19 protein-coding genes and 1 riboswitch are annotated in these 19123 nt (G+C 32.8%); of the genes, 6 read left to right on the top strand and 13 right to left on the bottom strand.

The genetic code is table 11. The features are described from left to right. Positions 1-119: 119 nt before the first annotated feature. Entirely contained in the window at positions 120-950 is an 831-nt protein-coding gene (locus COJ46_RS15810) for a carbohydrate ABC transporter permease (RefSeq protein WP_097973254.1), read from the bottom strand. Continuing rightward, positions 950-1885, bottom strand: coding sequence for a carbohydrate ABC transporter permease (locus COJ46_RS15815; protein WP_286145516.1), 936 nt, complete (start codon positions 1883-1885; stop codon positions 950-952). The genes COJ46_RS15810 and COJ46_RS15815 overlap by 1 nt, the downstream gene beginning before the upstream one ends. Positions 1886-2340: 455 nt before the next feature. Between COJ46_RS15815 and COJ46_RS24535 the strand changes: the two genes are divergently transcribed. Then, a complete protein-coding gene (locus COJ46_RS24535) occupies positions 2341-2514 on the top strand; it encodes a hypothetical protein (protein ID WP_176527948.1) in 174 nt (57 codons plus the stop codon). A 127-nt stretch (positions 2515-2641) separates the two neighbouring features. Here the strand turns inward: COJ46_RS24535 and COJ46_RS15820 are convergent, their stop codons facing one another. Then, positions 2642-2986, bottom strand: a complete 345-nt coding sequence (locus tag COJ46_RS15820; RefSeq protein ID WP_098566102.1) for a DUF805 domain-containing protein — start codon at positions 2984-2986, stop codon at positions 2642-2644. A gap of 260 nt (positions 2987-3246) precedes the next feature. Between COJ46_RS15820 and COJ46_RS15825 the strand changes: the two genes are divergently transcribed. Further along, positions 3247-3642 (top strand): VanZ family protein, encoded by a 396-nt coding sequence (locus COJ46_RS15825; RefSeq protein ID WP_176527949.1) that lies wholly within the window; start codon positions 3247-3249, stop codon positions 3640-3642. A gap of 50 nt (positions 3643-3692) precedes the next feature. Here the strand turns inward: COJ46_RS15825 and COJ46_RS15830 are convergent, their stop codons facing one another. The 6 genes from COJ46_RS15830 to COJ46_RS15850 form a co-directional block, all read right to left on the bottom strand. Then, positions 3693-4034, bottom strand: a complete 342-nt coding sequence (locus COJ46_RS15830) for a DUF805 domain-containing protein (protein ID WP_097973246.1) — start codon at positions 4032-4034, stop codon at positions 3693-3695. A 161-nt stretch (positions 4035-4195) separates the two neighbouring features. Further along, the gene (locus COJ46_RS15835) at positions 4196-5242 is read right to left on the bottom strand and encodes a LysM peptidoglycan-binding domain-containing protein (RefSeq protein WP_098566104.1); all 1047 of its coding nucleotides are present in this window, start codon (positions 5240-5242) and stop codon (positions 4196-4198) included. A 228-nt stretch (positions 5243-5470) separates the two neighbouring features. Then, a complete protein-coding gene (locus tag COJ46_RS15840; RefSeq protein WP_098566105.1) occupies positions 5471-6745 on the bottom strand; it encodes an ABC transporter substrate-binding protein in 1275 nt (424 codons plus the stop codon). Between the two features lie 46 nt (positions 6746-6791). Next, the gene (locus COJ46_RS24540; RefSeq protein WP_176527950.1) at positions 6792-6938 is read right to left on the bottom strand and encodes a hypothetical protein; all 147 of its coding nucleotides are present in this window, start codon (positions 6936-6938) and stop codon (positions 6792-6794) included. Between the two features lie 97 nt (positions 6939-7035). After that, positions 7036-7980, bottom strand: a complete 945-nt coding sequence (locus tag COJ46_RS15845; protein ID WP_025568574.1) for a DMT family transporter — start codon at positions 7978-7980, stop codon at positions 7036-7038. A 135-nt stretch (positions 7981-8115) separates the two neighbouring features. Continuing rightward, positions 8116-9267 carry a C40 family peptidase gene (locus tag COJ46_RS15850; protein ID WP_098566106.1) on the bottom strand — a complete coding sequence of 384 codons (1152 nt, stop codon included), beginning with the start codon at positions 9265-9267 and terminating at the stop codon, positions 8116-8118. Positions 9268-9740: 473 nt separating this feature from the next. Here COJ46_RS15850 and COJ46_RS15855 point away from each other — a divergent pair, with 473 nt between their 5' ends. Continuing rightward, entirely contained in the window at positions 9741-11660 is a 1920-nt protein-coding gene (locus COJ46_RS15855) for a heavy metal translocating P-type ATPase (protein ID WP_098566107.1), read from the top strand. 305 nt (positions 11661-11965) lie between these two features. Here the strand turns inward: COJ46_RS15855 and COJ46_RS15860 are convergent, their stop codons facing one another. From COJ46_RS15860 to COJ46_RS15870, 3 genes are read right to left on the bottom strand one after another with little or no spacing between them, the layout of a single operon-like run. Further along, positions 11966-12847 carry a YihY/virulence factor BrkB family protein gene (locus tag COJ46_RS15860; protein ID WP_286145517.1) on the bottom strand — a complete coding sequence of 294 codons (882 nt, stop codon included), beginning with the start codon at positions 12845-12847 and terminating at the stop codon, positions 11966-11968. Positions 12848-12864: 17 nt separating this feature from the next. Beyond that, positions 12865-13404 (bottom strand): hypothetical protein, encoded by a 540-nt coding sequence (locus tag COJ46_RS15865; RefSeq protein WP_097973238.1) that lies wholly within the window; start codon positions 13402-13404, stop codon positions 12865-12867. Positions 13405-13417: 13 nt separating this feature from the next. Beyond that, positions 13418-13894 (bottom strand): low molecular weight protein-tyrosine-phosphatase, encoded by a 477-nt coding sequence (locus COJ46_RS15870; protein WP_097973236.1) that lies wholly within the window; start codon positions 13892-13894, stop codon positions 13418-13420. 350 nt (positions 13895-14244) lie between these two features. Continuing rightward, a riboswitch (TPP riboswitch) is annotated at positions 14245-14349 on the top strand. A gap of 284 nt (positions 14350-14633) precedes the next feature. Between COJ46_RS15870 and thiT the strand changes: the two genes are divergently transcribed. Then, entirely contained in the window at positions 14634-15215 is a 582-nt protein-coding gene (thiT, locus tag COJ46_RS15875; RefSeq protein WP_098566108.1) for an energy-coupled thiamine transporter ThiT, read from the top strand. A gap of 133 nt (positions 15216-15348) precedes the next feature. Here the strand turns inward: thiT and COJ46_RS15880 are convergent, their stop codons facing one another. Beyond that, complete coding sequence (locus COJ46_RS15880) at positions 15349-17430, bottom strand: WxL domain-containing protein (protein WP_098566109.1); 2082 nt, start codon at positions 17428-17430, stop codon at positions 15349-15351. A gap of 400 nt (positions 17431-17830) precedes the next feature. Here COJ46_RS15880 and COJ46_RS24545 point away from each other — a divergent pair, with 400 nt between their 5' ends. After that, positions 17831-17995, top strand: a complete 165-nt coding sequence (locus COJ46_RS24545; protein ID WP_176527951.1) for a hypothetical protein — start codon at positions 17831-17833, stop codon at positions 17993-17995. A gap of 675 nt (positions 17996-18670) precedes the next feature. Further along, the gene (locus COJ46_RS15885) at positions 18671-19108 is read left to right on the top strand and encodes a Dps family protein (protein WP_483294966.1); all 438 of its coding nucleotides are present in this window, start codon (positions 18671-18673) and stop codon (positions 19106-19108) included. Positions 19109-19123 lie beyond the last annotated feature (15 nt).

The following is a 19123-nucleotide window of genomic DNA, read 5'->3' on the forward strand; positions in this document are numbered from 1 at the left end:
CCCGTCTTAATATTCTTTATTTTGAATACGCTTTCATTATACATTTAAAAACAATCAACTTTGGATAGTCTAAATTGACATGATGGGTGGAATATATTGATAGCTTCCACCCAGTCACGTTATTTAATTGAACCGCTTGTAATACCTTTAATAATATGTTTCTGTGCTGCAAAGTAGAAAATTAATAGTGGTGTTATGCCTAAAACAAGTCCAGATAGCGCTAAATTCCACTGTTTTGTATATGCGCCAAAGAAGTAGAATGTAGCAAGAGGAATTGTTCTTAACTCCATATCTCTTAATACAAGTGATGGTAATAAGAAGTCATTCCAAATCCATAAGGTATTTAGGATAACAATTGTAACCGTAATTGGTTTTAATAGTGGAAAAACAACTTTCCAGAAAACCATAGTTGGAGAACATCCATCAATAATTGCTGCTTCCTCTAACTCAATTGGAATTGTTTTAATAAAACCATGATATAGGAAGATTGATAATGCTGACCCGAAACCTAAATACATTACTACTAATCCCCAATGGCTATTCATTAAATGAAGCGTACTTCCAACTTTCACTAATGGGATCATAATTGATTGGAACGGGATAACCATTGTTGCTACAAAGATAAAGAAAATGATATTTGAAATTTTGCTTTTTGAACGAACTAGTTTATAAGCTGCCATTGAACAGAAAAAGACGATTACAACATTACTAGCAATTGTCACGATTAATGAGTTCATTAATGCTTTCCAGAAATTCATGACTTCAATTGCCTGTTGATAGTTTGTAAAATCTAAGCTTTTTGGAAGCGAAGATGTATTTTGTAAAATATCAGCAAATGATTTAAATGAGTTTCCTAACACATAATAAAAAGGAACTAAGAAGATGAGAGCAAGTATAATTGCCGCTATTTCTAATATTAAAGTAAAGCCAGTATATCGTTCTTTTAGCATTATGCCTCAACCTCCCTCTTCTTCGTAATGTACACTTGAATAACTGAAATTAACGCAACGACTACGAAGAATACAATCGCTTTTGCTTCACCTAATCCATAACGGTTATTAACAAAAGCTTCAGTGTAAATATTTAAAGCCAACATCTCAGTAGACTTAAATGGTCCACCATTTGTTAATGATAGGTTTGTATCAAACACTTTAAATGACCATGAAATTGTTAAGAATAAACAAACTGTTACAGCTGGTGCTACCATTGGAATAATGATTTTACGTAACACTTGGAATTTATTCGCACCATCAATTTGAGCTGCTTCAATTAATTCCTGTGGTACTCCTTGCAGAGCCGCTACATAAATAACCATTATATAACCTGCACCTTGCCAAACTGCCACGATGACAATTGCCCAGAACGCACCTTTTTCTTCACCTAAAAGTGCTCTTTGTAAAAAGTCTGAATGCAATAATTGTCCAATTGAAATTAAACCTTTATTAAAAATGAACTGCCAAATAAAACCTAATAATAATCCACCGATTAAATTTGGAAGGAAAAAGACTGTTCTTAAAATATTACTAGTCTTCAATGCTTGTGTTACGATTAACGCTAAACCAAAACCAATCACATTGGTTAAGATCACGGCGAAAAATGTATATTTACCCGTTAAAATAAACGAATGGATAAAATCCGTATCTTTCGTAAAAATGTATTTATAATTTTCAAGTCCGACCCACTTAGCAGAATCAGCTACACCATCCCACTGAGTAAATGAATAGAAAAAGCCGATTAAAAATGGCGTTAACACGATCGCTGCAAAAACAATACTTACTGGTCCTACAAACGTAAGATAATTTAAAAAATCTCTTAATTTTTTAGATGACTTCTTTGTCTTGGCATCTGTTAAATTTGTATCAATTACTTTTTTCGTTTCAATCATCTGTAACACCTCCACTATCATCATAAAATACCTCTTAAGTTGTGAAAACGTATTCATTTGAACAGTAGGGTGGAATATATTGACTAGATTGATTTTTAGGTTTAAAAGATTAATCATTTTATACCTAGGATACAAACTGCTGATTACCGATCAAAACACAACCCTAAACAAGTCTCTCCATGGGTTTATTCATAAAAGTTTCATAATCTTCTCAATACTTCTAAATAAACACTTTATTAATAATGATAAAATGTTTATAAACCTAGAAAATAGGGGGAATTTCGAATGAATAAATTATATAAGAAGTTTTTATTACTATTCGTTTTTTTGATCGTTTTATATTTTTCATTGCTCACAAACCATCTAAATTACATAAGGGTTTCCCAATTCCGTTAACTGCAATTCAGTCCAAGATTGACTACAAACATCAATACGCAGTCTACAAATGGAAAATGATGTCTGAAGAACATGGTTTACCAAATTCTTATAAATTAATTTTAAAATTTTGGGGATGGAATGAAGTAAAAGAAGAAGCCGATGGTACACGTGATGTTTTCACAAAGAACGGTGAAATAGTACATATTGTTTCTTTAAATGATAAGATTGAAATACATTTTATAAATAATTAGTTAAAGTGCTAAAGAGTGTTCATTACTCTTATTTTTTCACTATAAGAAAAACGGAAAAATAACAAAAAACCGCCCTTTTCAAGACGGTTTACATATTGATCCTTATTATTAATATCTAGTCACCAAATTAATACTTAGGATTTGCACCAAATCGATTATCTCCCTCTTCACTATCCGTACAGAAGAAAATCAAAAGAATGATTGTACCAATAACCGGAATTATTCCAATTAACAGCCACCAACCACTTCTACCAGAATCATGCAATCTGCGAGCTCCTACTGCTAAAGATGGCAGTATCGTCAATAGACCATAAATTCCAGTTAATAGATTATCGATATCCGCAATGCTTTGTAAAATTGAAAGTATAATAGTGATAATGGCATTAAACAGGAAAAACATCCAATACTCTGTTCTTCTAGCTCTTCCGCTGAATACTGCATAATTCTTTAATACTTTTAAATACCATTCCACGATGGATCCCTCCTAAGAAGTAAATACGGTACATTTAAGTCTATTCTTAATACCTAGATAACATTATTAATTTTTAATAATAGGACAATCTATTTTGAATTAACACAAAAAACCGCCTAAAATTAGGCGGGTTAAGCTTAGTTTATCTCGGTTTTGGGCCATAGCGAACATCATTTAATACAAAGATTATTGAGGAATTACAAAAATTATTAATGTATAATAACTTATTATTAATTAAAACATTTTTTGGGAGATTTATTTTGAAACCTATTATCATAAAATATTTACTGTTAATTTTTTCACTTGTGCTTATTTTTAGGTTTACATTTTTTCCAGTCGCTTCATTAGGAATAGGTGTTTCTGAGGGTGGATTAAATTTAATCCCATTAAAAATGTTTAATGAGTTTAGCAGCATTAAACAATTTATAGTAAATATCTTTGGAAATATCATTCTTTTTGTGCCATTTGGGTTTAGTTTAACATCCATTAAGAGATCAAAAAAAGTTATATTAATTGGCTTATTTTTATCGGTAAGCATAGAAGTAGTCCAATTTTTGATGACTCTTAGAACCTCAGATATAGATGATGTTATTTTAAATACTTTAGGGACATACATTGGGTATAAGATTTCAATGAGTAAATATTTTAAGAAGTAATATGGTATAAGTCTTTTCTTAATACCCAATGAACATTATTTATTTTAACCTTATCTTGGAACTGGTCCAAAACGATTCTCGTGATTTTCACTTTTAAAACAAGCAAGTATTAATAAAATAATTGATCCTATAAACGGAATTAAACTAATTAAATACCACCAACCACTTTTACCGATATCATGTAATCTGCGAACACCGACTGCGATTAGTGGCAGCAAAGTAAGCAAACCATAAATTCCTGAAATCATGTTATCTGTATTTGCAAAGTTATCTAATAAACTAAGTAAAAAAGTAATAATTGCATTAATTAACATGAACATCCAAAATTCAGTTCGACTCGCTCTACCATGAAATACTACATAATTCTTTAATACTTTTAAATACCATTGCACAACTGATCTCTCCTAAGAAATTATTTTAAAAGCTAGTGTATACTTCCTTTTTAATATTCCCATAAGAAAATCAAATCACATATTTCTTATTAAAAAAAATGAAATATATCAGTGCCCAAATAAAAAAGGAAGTCCAAGCTCGGACTCCCTCATCAAAAAAATTACTTATTCACATGTGTTAACGTCGCACCATACGGAGTTACATCAAAGAAGTCTCCATAACCAACAACTGTACCACTACCTTTCGCAATGACTGATTTTCTAGATTTCCATGTTTCTCTCCATTGTTCATTTACATCTGCAGCACGACGATTAACGATAATATTCATTTTTTTCGTTTCGATTTGTTCTTTTGTCAGGTTTTTTGTATCAATTTTTTTAAAGTCATCTAAGATTAAATTTTTTGTTTTATCCGAAATCGCACCACTTTGAACAAAGATATCAAACATTAGTGCATATCCTCTTTTTGTCCATAATCCGAATGTTTTGTAATACTTTTCTGCTTGATCGAAGTACCATTTTGAGGCATTAATTTGCTCATCGATACATTCTTTACTTGTACCGAGATTTTTAAAATAAGTCTTCCAAGGCTCTACAACTTGGTATTTATTATTAGGGTCACTTATTGAATCTCCCCAAGCTACTTGTTCTTTTGTCGTTTTGTTGTAAATTACATCTTTAAATGTATTATATGAATCCGTATCTCCATTAAAAGCTTTCAGAACAACATCATTATGATTTGCGAACATATTTTTCATAATTGGTTGGATCGTTTCTGTTCCAAAGTTTTCTTGAAGCGCACCAAAAGATAGACCGGCACCGTCGAAATTACCACTTGTAGCACCAAATGCATCAGCTCCAGATGATGATGTTTCATACCATGAAGTGATTTCTAGTGCCATCTTTTTAACTGATTCACTTGCTGGAAGCTGTACTGGAGCAATCGTTTGTGTTGCTGACTTTTTTGTCGCAACTAGCGATTGGACAGGAATAGTTAATTTTTGTCCAATTCGAATTGAATTTGATTTTAATTTATTCTGCTTTTTAAGCTCTGTAACAGATGTTTTATATGTTTTAGAAATTTTATAAAGCGTGTCCCCTTTTTTAACTTTATAAACAACAGATGCAGCATTTGCTGGTCCGACTACTGTTCCTAAAGAAAAGACAATCGCAGTTGATAAAATAACATTTTTAATCGATTTTTTCATATTTGATTACTCTCCCTTACTATTAATCTATTTATCTAGGTTAAACTCAGGAATTTCATTTATTTACGTAACGGTAATTACTATATCACGATAATTAACCCTGTTCATCACATAAAATCTTCCAATCGATAATTCTTTAATAAAATCCAAGCTAATAATTGCACAAAAAAAGACAAACCTCATCCGAAATTATTTCGAAATAAGGTTTGCCTTAAATTTCTATTTATCCTACTGTTTCTTTAACTTATCCCAAGTATCTTGAAGTGATTGTAGTAATTGCTGTGGATTTTTTTGTCCGCCAACATATGCTTGCATTGATGCACCAAATTCATTTGTTGCTCCGTTTGGATACTTAAACCAGTTCCACGATAGTACTTTTCCGTCAGCTGAGTATTTTTGAATATCATCAGCAATCGGGCCTAGGCCTTTTCCTTCAATTGTTTTAACTGCTGGAATGAATTTAAACTTTTCAACGATATATTTTTTACCTGTATCAGAAGAAACCATCCAATTTAAAAACTTCTTCGCTTCTTCTTTGTTTTTTGAATTTTTGTTAACAACCCAGTTATTAGGTACACCGACCGGGATTTTGTCCATTGCGTTTTCGTCATCATTAATCGGCATTGGTAAAAGACCAAGTTTCATATTTGGTGTAATGCCATCAATCATACCTTGCGTCCAGTTTCCTTGTTGCATCATAGCTGTTTTTCCAGAAGTAAAATTAGTAACTTGTGTATTGTAATCCGTTGTTAATGGATTTTTATTTCCGTATTTAATCGTTAAATCAAATAATTTTATAAACTCCTTAAATTTATCATTATCAGGGATTTTTACTTTGCCCGCATTTAAATCGGCGATAAACTTATCTGGATCTGGTTGTTGTGCAAATGGGATATTTAATAAATGAATTCCTAAAATCCACCACTCACCATATCCAACTGAAAACGGAGTAATGCCAGCGTCTTTTAATTTTTTTGCTGTTGCCTCTAATTCAGTTAATGTTTTTGGCAATTGGGTAATACCAGCTTTATCAAATAGGTCTTTATTATAAATGAATCCATAGCCTTCCGTGTTCATAGGCATTCCGAGTAATTTTCCATCAACTGTCATCGGTTTTTCGGTTTCCGGATATAAATCCTTCACCCAATCTTGATCTGACAGGTCCTCTAGTTTATCCTTCCAAGTAACAGCCTCTTGGTATCCACCATTATTGAAAATTTCTGGTTCATTTCCTGATGCAAATTGAGCTTTCAATGCTGCTCCATAATCTGCACCTCCACCTACTGTTTGAACCTTTACCGTTACATTTTTATTTTCCTTTTCATATTCCTTTGTTAAAGCCTCTAGATCTTTTGCAATTTCAGCTTTAAATTGAAAAATATTTAATGTAATTTTTTCACCAGCACCAGGCTTTTTTGTTTCTTCTTTTTTATTATTACATCCAGTAAACAACATCATAGTAGTTGATAAAACGGCAATCGACTTAAATAATTTTTTATTCATATGATCCTCCTTACCTTACTTTATTGAGCCACTTGTAATACCTCGGTTAATTTACTTTTGGGCAGCGAAGAAAAAGATCAATAATGGCGTAATAATGCCTAAAACTAATCCGGCAAGTGCTAAATTCCATTGTGGAAGCATCATCTACAACTGTTTCAACTGCTTTATTCACTGCTTTATCAATCTTTGACAACTATGTACCTACCTTCACAACGATCTACACAAAAAAGCAACTCCACTTTATTATTAAAAAGTAGAATTGCTTTTATTCGGTTTGCATTCTATTCGAGTCAAGACGCACTCTTCATATGAGTGCTTCGTTGATCCTTTTGATAATTCACAATAATAATACCTGACGTAACCATAATTAAACCAATAAATACAAGATAAGATAACACTTCATTCAGCATGATTGATGATAAAATGACACCAAAAACAGGAACTAAGAATAAGTACATTGATACTTTACCAACTTGGTTATATTTCATGACATTGTTCCATAGTATGAAACCTACAGATGAAAGCACCGATAAATAAACTAGCATGCCAAACGTTTTTAAATCAAAGTGGAACGGTAAAAACCCTGCCGTTAAACCACCAATTAATAACAATCCAATCGAACCAATCATCATTTGATATGCTGTTAAATAGGCAACATCCACTTTCTTTGCAGCTTCTTTAGCAAGTACATTACCATAGCCACCAAACGCCATTGCAAACAATAATAAAATCTCGCCAATTCCTAAATGTAAAGAAAGAGTGCCTTTCGTAATATTTACGATAATTACACCAGCAAACCCTACCGTTACTCCAAGAATCTTACGCAAGTTTAAACGATCATTTTTATACATAAAATGCGCTGCTAAAAGTTGAAAAAACGAAGTAGTTCCAGCAATAATCGAGCCTTGAACTCCCGTTGAAAAACTCAATCCAATATAAAACAACACATATTGTAAAAACGTTTGAAACAAACCTACTTTTCCTACTACAAAAAAAGTATCTCGCTTAAAAGTTAACTTTCTACCAATTATCGTAAAAAATATTAAAATTAACAATGAGGCCAAAAAGAAACGATAACCCGCAAAAATCATTTGTTTCCAAATCTCATTCTTCCCAATATGCAAGTGCTCATAACTTAGCTTAATAAACGGAAATGCGCTTCCCCATAAAAAAGTTGTAATAACCGCTGATGCAATCACTCCCAAAGGATGTGTAAAAAATCTCTTTGCAGACATTGTTTCCCTCCATAAGCCTTTTTCTCTCTATAGAATACAGTTTATTCTATCATCTATAGGGCATTCCTACTATTGTTTGATTATGACAAAGGCCTGATGGTAAAGACAATTGTTGAGAAACTTTTTATGAGAATTTTAATTAATTCGTTTATACCCTAAAAAATGCTTTTTCCAATACGAGTCATTTATATTAGAAATCGTAACGCCAGTACTACTACCAGCTTGAATAAATTCATTTTCGTTTAACATAATGCCCATGTGTGATGGTCCATACGTGTATGTATTTTGAAAAAATATCAAATCACCGGGCTGTGAAGTTGTTACTTTTTGGAATGAAGTATTGTTATGCCAATAACCTGATACATTTGTTCTTCCAAACGGCTTACCATTTTCCTTAAGGACATAATAAATAAAACCACTGCAATCAAAACCCGTAGGTGAAACTCCTGCCCACTTATAAGGAACTCCTAAAAATTGTTTTGCAAAAGAAAGCATATTGTGCTCATCACTAGTCGAATCATTTGAATGATCAATTTCTTTTTCAGTATATCCAGCACTTATATAACCCGTTTTACTTTGATAGATGATCTTATGCCAACCATTTGAAGTAGAAATAACGTCTAACTTCTGACTTTTTGACGCACTACCTATTATATTGTAATTCGTTCCCGCACCTGAGCGAATATTTACTCTGGCTCCAGTTACAACATATTTAATCGTATTGTATACTGATTTTTCATCTTCAATATTCTTTTGTTTCTGAACATAAGTGCCACTTATGTAGCCAGTTCTTCCTTGATAAATAATCTTGTACCAACCATTTGAGGAAGATTTAACAATTAATTTAGCATTCTTATTTACACTTCCTAAAATACTATAATTCGTTCCTGCTCCCGATCGAATACGTACACCGTTCCCTGTTGAGATGTAGTTGAAGGCATTGCTTTCTATTTTTTCATTTTCAGCATCACTGCTTTGTTTTTTAACATAAGTACCACTGATGTATCCAATTCTTCCCTGGTAATTAATCTTATACCAACCATTTGAGGAAGAGATGACATCTAATTTAGCATTCTTATTTACACTTCCTAAAATACTATAATTCGTTCCTGCCCCTGAACGAATACGTACCCCATTCCCTGTTGAGATATAGTGATCCACGTACGAGATTAATTCTTTAGGTTGATTTGTGATTGTACTTTCTGCATCCGCTTCTAATAGATCCATAGAATTAATACTTGAAACAGATCCTATGATTGCAATCGATTGTATAATTTTTTTTTTCAAAATCTCCACCAGCTTTTTATTTTTATTTATATTTGCTATACTTTTTTGAATTTGAAATAGATGAACTAGCTTTAAATGTAGTAACAAATATGTATTTAATGTGCTTACTGTATAAATATCGGTTGGATGCTTAAAATTCTTTAATAAACGTCAAAAATTTTAAAATTAATTAGGCAGACTGTAGTCCTTTTCACCCTACACCTACAACTTATTTCACAACTCCATCACATTCATTAAAAATTTTTTAATTAACAAGCAAATTTTTTCTTCACATTTAAAGGAATGTGGTAATATATATTTAATAAGAATTATTTTAATTAAGAAATCTGTGAACTACACATCTAAGAGATTAAATAAATAGTAAGGTCTTATAAAATGTACGCTGCTGTCCTAGGACGGCAGCTTTCGTCGTTTTATAAGGATAATGAATTTGATTATTTTTCTCAATTGAAAATAAGAAAGGGGTATTTATTATGGAAGCAAGTCCAAAAGTTACTACGATTCATGCTACATATGAAGCCGACCATGTGGAATCTACATCATTTCTTTCAAAACATGGAGAATTAATTGCCGCTTTAGTTTCTGGTGTATTAATTCTAATTGCTTCATTCGTTAAGAACGATAATTCAATCATGTCGATTATTTTATATGTTTTAGCTTTTTGTATTGGAGGCTACGCAAAGGCAAAGGAAGGTATTGAAGATACGATTGCTGAAAAGGAACTAAACGTTGAAATGCTAATGATTATTGCGGCAGTTGGTTCAGCTGCAATTGGATATTGGACTGAAGGTGCCGTACTAATTTTCATATTTGCTTTAAGTGGCGCACTTGAAACCTATACGTTAAATAAAACAAATAAAGAGATTTCTTCTCTATTAACTCTTCAGCCACAAACAGCAATTCGATTAGTCGATGAAGTTGAAGAAGTCGTTGGCATTAAAAGTTTAAACATTGGTGATTATATTTTAATTAAAGCTGGAGAACGTATTCCTGCTGATGGTCAGATCGTTAAAGGAGAAACATTAGTAGATGAAGCTGCTCTTACAGGTGAATCCGTTCCAGTTGTTAAAAACTTAAATGATGAAGTGTTTGCAGGAACAATCAACATTAAAGGAACGCTTGTAGTAGAAATTACGAAACATAGTGATGAAACGCTTTTCCAAAAAATCATTAATCTTGTACAAACAGCTCAAAGTGAACAAACTCCTTCTCAACAATTTATTGAGAAATTTGAAGGTGTATATGTTAAAGGAGTATTAATTGCCGTATTATTTATGATGTTTTTACCGCATTTTGCATTAGATTGGTCATGGACAACAACATTTTATCGAGCAATGATTTTACTAGTTGTTGCATCACCTTGTGCATTAGTAGCATCAATTACACCAGCTGTTTTATCTGCAATCTCGAATGGAGCAAAGTCGGGAATTCTTGTTAAAGGTGGTATTCATTTAGAGCGATTAGGCGTATTAAAAGCAATCGCATTCGATAAAACTGGTACTTTAACGATTGGTAAGCCAGAAGTAACTGGTTTTGAGAAAATAGAAGATTTTGATCGTACAGAATTATTATCAATCGTTGCTTCAATTGAAAGATACTCAACTCACCCGCTAGCTTCAGCAATTGTTGAATATGCTATGAAACAAGGAATTACAGTATCTTCGTCATTTGAACAAATTGATGACCACCCTGGTTTCGGTGTATCAGCGATTTTAAATGGTTCTGAGTATAGAGTAGGAAAAAAAGAATTCGTAACAATGAAACAAAATCCTCTCATTCATTTTGAACAACAATGGGAACAAGAAGGAAATACAATTGTTTATGTAGGTACTCAAGATAAAGTTGTTGCGATTTTCTCATTAAAAGATCTAGTTCGCAACGAATCAAAGCAAGCCTTATCTACTTTAAATAAATTAGGTGTTCAAACAGTCATGATTACAGGTGACTCAGAACAAACGGCAAAAGCAATTGCTGCCGAAAGTGAAATCAATGAATACTTTGCATCATGCTTACCGGATGAAAAAGTTTCGATTGTTAAAAAGCTAAAAGACAACTACGGTCAAGTAGCAATGGTTGGTGATGGTATAAACGATGCCCCTGCTCTAGCGACTGCAAATGTAGGAATCGCAATGGGTGGCGGAACTGGAGTTGCTTTAGAAACTGCAGATGTCATTTTGATGAAAAACGATTTAACAAAAATATCAAAAGCAATCACTTTATCTAAACGCATGAACAAAATCGTAAAACAAAATATTATCTTTTCACTAAGCGTAATCGCATTCCTTATCTGCTCGAATTTCCTACAAATCATTGATTTACCTTATGGAGTAATCGGTCACGAAGGAAGTACAATTTTAGTTATTCTTAACTCATTAAGATTATTAAGAGATTAAAAAAAGCATCGTACAAAATTGTACGATGCTTTTTCTTTTAAACTGACTAGTAATGAGCCTTTTAGCAGGAAAAGCAATTATTCTAGTCAATCTAAAAATTAATGGTAATCATTATGTCCGTTTGCAGAACCGCTAGTTTTTCCCTTTGGATGTGAGCTACTTTTTTGTTTCTTATTTGATTTATCATTATGGTTTTTCTTATTATTACTCATTTTAAAGTTCCTCCCTTTTTGAAGTCTTTTTTAGTTTACCTCACTAAAATAAGACTACTCATGGAAGAAAACTCCAATATATTATAGAAGAAATTATTTTGGATTTGGATTATTAGGGTCAATCAATTTTGGTTTAGCTTTGTGCTTACCATATTGTCTTTGCTTTATTAATGCATTAAGCTCTCCACCAATAATCACAACCATTGCCGAAATAAAAAACCAAATCATCAAGACAATAATTCCACCTAAACTACCGTAATGACTTGTGTAATTACCAAAGTTATCAACGTAAAAAGCAAATCCAAATGATGAAATGATCCATCCAAATGTTGCAAAAAGTGAACCAAAGAATGTCTTTTTAATGTGAACTACTTTACTCGGTCCAATGGAATATAGAACAGTAAATACAATCATTAGGATTACAAAGCTTAGTGACCAGCGAATCAGGCTCCAAGTATATAAGAAATCCTGAGATATATCCAAAAATTGAAATACAGACTTAGCAATTACTTTCCCGAACACTGGTATTAATAATGCAAAGACAATCACAAAAATCATAATAATTGTTAAAAGAATTGAAACTCCTCTTGTAACAAAGTAATTTCGTTTATCCTCTACATCATACGCATCATTAAGTGCTCGGATGATTGCATTAATCCCATTGGACGCAGCCCAAATAGTCGCAATTAACCCTACTGATAAAACTCCACCATGTGATTGCCCGATTATTAACTGCAAGTTACTTCGTATAATAGCCATAGCATCTGGCGGAGCATATTGACTCAAGAATGACAAAATTTGATCAGTAGAAAGCGGTAAATAGGTTACGACTTGAGTTAGAACAAGTAGAAATGGAAAAAGAGATAGCATTAAGTAATATGCTAGCTCCGCTGAACGAGATACTATTTCGTCTTCCATACACTTTTTCACTAAATCCCAAACAAATGCTACAATAGAATTCTTTTTCTTAATCAAATTGACACCTTCAATTGTTATTCTTTAGATGTATTACCTGCCAATAAAATTGATTCTACTTTCTCTTGTACTTCATCTGCATTTTCATCAGTTAAATCTTCAATACCTTCAAGAGTAGCTTCTAACTGCTCGTCAGTTTCAGAAGATTCATTTTCATGGTTTACTTCTAGTGAAGTCGCTGAAATTTGCGATTTTCCTTCTTCTAGATCAATTGAATCTTCAATTTTCTCTTCTACAGCTTCCACTGCTTTCTCTGTTACTTTAGAAGAGCCTTTATCAAACTTATTTAATGTTGAATCTTTAATTTCGATCCATTTATCCTTTACAATCTGTACATTGCCTTCTAATTTCTCAACTGAGTTTTGTACTACTCTCAATTGATTTCGAACAGCACCTTTTACGATTTCTGGATCTTCTTTAATTTGATTTAATTTGTTTGTTACGCTTCTTCCTTTACGTGAGATTTTCTCACGATTTTCCTTGTTAAGTAGAGTAACTCCTGCACCAATTGCGACTCCGACTAGAATATTGCGTAAAGCTTTGTTACGTTTTGACATTCTACATCCTCCTCTAAACTGTTAATTGGTGTTGCTTTAAAATATGCTGAAGTAAATGAGAGCATCCTTCTGTAATGATGTCATATACTTCATTAAAATTACCCGTATAATATGGATCAGGCACTTCCTTCCACATTGATGCTGGAACATAATCTGAAAGTAGTGAAATCTCTCCTATACAATTATTTCTTGCTAAATTCATTAAATCCTCTTTATTCTGTGCATCCATAGCAACAATATAACTAAAATATTTAAAGTCATTTTCTGTCACTTTTCGAGCTTTCATACCTTCGCAGGTTATACCTTTTTCACTCAATAAACCTTGTGTTCCCTTATGTGGAGCGTGACCTAAATGCCAATCTCCAGTACCAGCTGAGTCTATCATAAATTGTTTATCTAACCCTTTTTCTGTCACTAAATGACGAAAAACAGCCTCAGCCATTGGCGATCGACAAATGTTACCTAAACAGACAAATAATACTTGAATCATTTCAATGTCTCCTTCAAATTATTTACACTTTCTGCCAAAATTTAGCTGTTTCTTTCGTATTCATTCTACACGGTAAATTTTAAAATGAAAAGCAAGCCATTGTGAATAATTTATGACTAGTATAAATAAGATAAAAGTTATAATGCTTATTTTTTACATAATAGCTATGATTACACTCATTTTTTAAAAATAATTTTAATGATTATCTAAAAAGTTAACTCAGTTAATGTTTTTCGCGATTCTTACACAATTACCATTAACAGTGGCTAAATTTTTTTAAATTTTACGGATAAATTAATTGTATTTTTAAAAGACCTTGACTATATTTAGTAAAGACAACTAAATGTAAGCTAAACCACAAGGGGAGCCATTTGGCTGAGAGTGAATAGAGTAGCTATTCTTACCCTCTGAACCTGTTAGTTAGTACTAACGTAGGGATGTGGCACGATGAAAAAGCAACGCCGGGATCATCATGCTACCCAGTATTGCTTTTTTTATTTATTCCTACTGAAATCTCCCTAATTTGAAATGTGGAAGCGGCTCGCTTTTGCCCCGACAAGCATAAGGCAAAGACAGGGGAAAATTGCTTTTTAATTTTCACATGGCTTTGACTTATGACCTCGAGGGGCAAGGCGCTGGAACTAGACATTACAAAATGTGTGCTACTAGTCGCTCAAACATCATTACTTACAAAGTGTTTCACTACATAAGTTGTCCACTAATAAAGGGGGAAATGTATATGAAGACATCAAAGATTCAATTAATGACAGAAATTGCGATGTGTGCAGCACTAGCAATCGTTTTTGATTTCTTACCATTGTTTACTGCACCTCAAGGTGGCTCTGTATCATTATCAATGATTCCAGTTTTTCTAATTGCTTTTCGTTGGGGATTAAAGCAAGGTTTAATTACTGGGCTTTTATTAGCAGCACTACAAATTGTTACAAAGCTATATTTTGTTCATCCAATCCAAGTATTTTTAGACTATATTCTAGCATTTACAAGTCTCGGATTAGCTGGTCTTGTATATAAACAAATAAAAAATAGTTTATCAAATGGCAATAAAAAAAGTGCAGCAGCTTATATAATTTTAGGAACTTTTATCGGTTCACTAGCTCGATTCATCTGTCACTTTATTGCTGGGATTGTTTTCTACGGTTCCTACGCTCCAAAAGGTACACCAGTTTCTCTTTATTCATTAGTATATAATGCTTGGTACATGGTTCCTTCTTTTATTATTAGTGCAGTTCTATTAATCATTTTACTTTCTTCTGCTCCAGCTCTTGTTCATGTTAAAAAGAACCGAAATCAAGCAGCATAAGTTTTTAGCCAGTCTAAAGTTCCAACGCATTCAAATAAGCAAGTACAAGATACCCCACCGAGTAGTCTTTTTTATGACTTACTCGATGGGGTATTTACTTTCATTTTAACATCTATATAGAAAGTTTCTGATTTTAAAGCGGTGCATCTACTAATGTCCATGTTAATGTTGTTTTATATTTGGCACCTACTTCTTTATAAGCTGCTCCAGGCACGAAAAGGGTTATGCTAGAAGGATTCTGTCCATATGCAATAGTCCATGTTCCAAGTCCCTTTCCTTCATCTGCAAAAGCTAGTTTCTGGGCACCGCCACCGGGAACCAATGTCACTGTATTAGCTACTGGTTTATACTGCGCATGTGTGGATGAGTTTAAAATAGGATTATTTAATTTTAAAACCGCACCTTTTAATTCATTATTCCCACTCTTTAATTGTTCATTTTGTTGCACTGTTAGTTTCCATCCAGTTTTTATTCTACGATGGTCTGTTACTTGAATAAAATTTGGTACTTTAATGATCGAACCATCTGAAGTTTGTTTTACTTCATCTAATTGAGCAGTATAAACTTCATTTTTACCTGATGCTTCCTGCGCACCAAAATGGAAATTTGACACATAGTCAATACTTAACGAACTCTTTGTTCCAGGTTCATGAGGATTCTCTGGGTCAGTTGGGTTAACTGGCTCGACTGGACTTGTTGGATTTGTTGGATTGACTGGATTTTTTGTTTCTGCCGTTACTGTTACATTTGTATCTGTACTTGTATTACCTGCGACATCTGTTGCAGTTGTACTCACTACATCCCCCGCATACAACGTCCACGGCGTTACGGATACCGAATAAGTACCATCTGCTTTGGCTTTTGTCGTTAGAATTGAATGATCTGGTAAAGTTATCTTTACTGTACTATTTGCTTCCACAGTTCCCGTTATACTTGTGCTTACATCCGATATTGGGTTCACAACTGGCGGTAAAATAGTTTTGTCTACTGTAAAGTGTAGAATTGTTTGATTACCTGCTTTATCAGTGATGACTAATGTGTGTTCACCATCAGCTGGGTTTATTGTTCCAGAAGAAATGGTTGTCCCATTTAATTTAGCTGTATCAATACCACTTAGTGCATCACTGAAAGTAATATTTGTTGCTGTTTTTTTATTATATAATTGCCCGTCAGTATAGTTAGTAATAGGTGCTTCTTTATCAATCCTTACTGTAAATTTAGCTCCAGGATCGGTTACTGGATTACTTTGGTTTCCGGAATCATCTTTTGCTCTAATTAGAATATTTGTCGTACCTTGGGTTGAAACTGTATAATCAACGCCTGTTGAGGTGGCATTACTTAAACCGGCTTTACTCCACGTGTCACCATTATCTGTTGAAACTTCGTACGATGTTGGATCGACACCATAATCGTCAGTTGCTGTAAAGTGAATTGTCGTGTTTTTATTGGTCCACGATGCACCACCTTTGTAACCTTCTGGTATGGTAATAGTAGCATTTGTTATTTTGGGTGCCTTAGTATCTAGTACTGTAATAGAAACATGATCAACCTGAAAGATTTGAAATCCACTACCATCAAGAGCATCTTTTATACCGTCTTCAAAATAAATTCTAAAATTTACTTTATTTCCGATCGCAGTGAAAGTAGTCGTTACATTTTGAGGTCCTGTGTATTCTCTCCATTCTTTATCTGTCGTTAGAGCGGTATTACTTTCTGTGTCAGATACAAACCAAGAATACCTAGGATCGGTATTCGCATTTTGAATAAGTTTAAAAGGAAACTTTAAGATATAAGTTTGTCCTGGAATTGTGTTAATCGTTTGGTTCATTGCTATGAACTCTTGAGAACCTGACGAGTTTAATACTTTTAATAAAATCCCACCCCCTGGAACAGGTTTAACATAACTTTTTGGGTTGACATCACCATAAACCTTATACCAGCCGTCACCTTGATCCTCTAAATTGAAGCTATAAGGACCTAGACTTTGGCTTTTATTTAAATACGCCACAAATGACCAATTTGGAAAAGTAGTTGTTTGACTATCAAAATTAAATGTAGGGTTTTGGACCAAGTTTGGAAATGTTGCTGCTTCTGTAATAGTTGGTTTAAGTAATCCCTTTAATCCAAGTAGTCTCGGTTGCGTCCCACTCGTCATGAAGACAAAAATGGAAGCTAATACAGTCGCTTTAAAAAGTAGCTTTCTTTTTTTTACCATTATGTTTCTCCATTCCAAAATAATTTTCTCTACTCTTTTTCTATTTTCTTTAAACGTCTAGAAAGAGTCTTCTGTCGGATGAATTACTGTTAAATATGTGAAAAATGTAACATGATTATCTTCGATGGTTCAACGACATTTTTTACCTATATCAACGGTAATCACGTTGAGTTTTAACTTGTTTTTTTTTTGAGAAGTTCTTCTTAATATTTTAGGTTTAACTGCTACAAATGGTGATGTCACTTGCTTTTAGTTAGATTGATCCAACCAAATAGTAAAAACATTCTATCCACATTTTAAATATGCATTTAAATTTTGAACACTTTGTGAATTTTGGTTATCTGTCCATTTCTTCAATCATATATATGAATACAGAAAAGTTTCGAAGGGGGTTTTAACATTGGTCTATGATGTAATCATCTTTTTCTTTTTTGTAATTATTCTTCTTGGTATGATTGGCTCATTATTTTTATTATTGAAAAAAGCTTTAAATGAGGATGATGCTATAAGAATTGACCCTAAGTCCGCCCTTCCTGAAGAGAGCGTAGATTCATCGCTAAAATAACCTCATCTAACTAGATGAGGTTTTTTGTTTTTTCCTTACATATAGGCCGGTTTTGAGTAAGGTATTTTCGTCTATATGTTTTTTAATTACTCATGATCCTTTTATGAGTATGCTATATTCATCTTTTTGCTTTTTTACTTACTCATAAACCCTTTATGAGTTACTATATTTCATCTTTTTGCTTTTTTACTTACTCGTGAACCCTTTATGAGTTACTATATTTCATCTTTTTGCTTTTTTACTTACTCATGAACCCTTTATGAGTTACTATATTTCATCTTTTTGCTTTTTTACTTACTCATGGACCACTTATGAGTTACTATATTTCATCTTTTTGCTTTTTTACTTACTCATGAACCCTTTAGGAGTTACTATAATCTTTTTGCTTTTTTACTTACTCATAAACCTGTTAAGAGTATGTTATTTTTATATTCTTTCTATTTCTGTTATGAGTAAGTACTTTTCATCTTCTAATCTCCATCCAAACCTCAAATAGGATGAATTTTTTTATTTCAATATAAAGCTATTTACAATTTAACGTTAATTTTACTAATTGTTGTCTTAGCTATCAAATATTACCATGACTATTTTTCCTCATTATCAGTTAAGATGGTTTATATGGTTTTTTAATCTTTTACATCATTTAGAGGAGGGATTTTAATGGATACATCATCCATCTCAAAAACGACTGTTGATGTGCTAAATAAGCAAATAGCAGACTGGAATATCCTATTTGTAAAGTTACATAACTATCATTGGTATGTAAAAGGTCCAAATTTTTTCACTCTACACACTAAATTTGAGGAATTTTACAATGAGGCAAGTTTACATATTGATGAGCTAGCAGAGCGAGTGTTAATAATTGGTGGAAAACCACTAGCTACAATGAGAGAGTATCTTGATACTTCAAGCCTTAATGAAGCAAATAAGAATATTACTTCTGATGAAATGGTTCAGGACATTACTAAGGACTATAATTATTTAATTGAAGAATTAAAAGATGGTATGGAAATTGCAGAGTCTGAAAATGATTCAGTTACTCATGATTTACTTTTAGCCATTCGAGAACAACTTGCAAAGCATGTTTGGATGTTAACAGCCTACTTAAATTGAGTTAAGACTTAAGAT

Source organism: Bacillus sp. AFS077874, assembly GCF_002566505.1.
Classification (GTDB): Bacteria; Bacillota; Bacilli; order Bacillales; family Bacillaceae_G; genus Gottfriedia.

Bases quoted from the DNA above. Each gene is read 5' to 3' on its own strand.
- COJ46_RS15810 (WP_097973254.1), bottom strand. From the start codon at position 950: ATGCTAAAAGAACGATATACTGGCTTTACTTTAATATTAGAAATAGCG.
- COJ46_RS15815 (WP_286145516.1), bottom strand. From the start codon at position 1,885: ATGATTGAAACGAAAAAAGTAATTGATACAAATTTAACAGATGCCAAG.
- COJ46_RS24535 (WP_176527948.1), top strand. From the start codon at position 2,341: ATGTCTGAAGAACATGGTTTACCAAATTCTTATAAATTAATTTTAAAA.
- COJ46_RS15835 (WP_098566104.1), bottom strand. From the start codon at position 5,242: ATGAAAAAATCGATTAAAAATGTTATTTTATCAACTGCGATTGTCTTT.
- COJ46_RS15840 (WP_098566105.1), bottom strand. From the start codon at position 6,745: ATGAATAAAAAATTATTTAAGTCGATTGCCGTTTTATCAACTACTATG.
- COJ46_RS15845 (WP_025568574.1), bottom strand. From the start codon at position 7,980: ATGTCTGCAAAGAGATTTTTTACACATCCTTTGGGAGTGATTGCATCA.
- COJ46_RS15855 (WP_098566107.1), top strand. From the start codon at position 9,741: ATGGAAGCAAGTCCAAAAGTTACTACGATTCATGCTACATATGAAGCC.
- COJ46_RS15865 (WP_097973238.1), bottom strand. From the start codon at position 13,404: ATGTCAAAACGTAACAAAGCTTTACGCAATATTCTAGTCGGAGTCGCA.
- COJ46_RS15870 (WP_097973236.1), bottom strand. From the start codon at position 13,894: ATGATTCAAGTATTATTTGTCTGTTTAGGTAACATTTGTCGATCGCCA.
- thiT (WP_098566108.1), top strand. From the start codon at position 14,634: ATGAAGACATCAAAGATTCAATTAATGACAGAAATTGCGATGTGTGCA.
- COJ46_RS15880 (WP_098566109.1), bottom strand. From the start codon at position 17,430: ATGGTAAAAAAAAGAAAGCTACTTTTTAAAGCGACTGTATTAGCTTCC.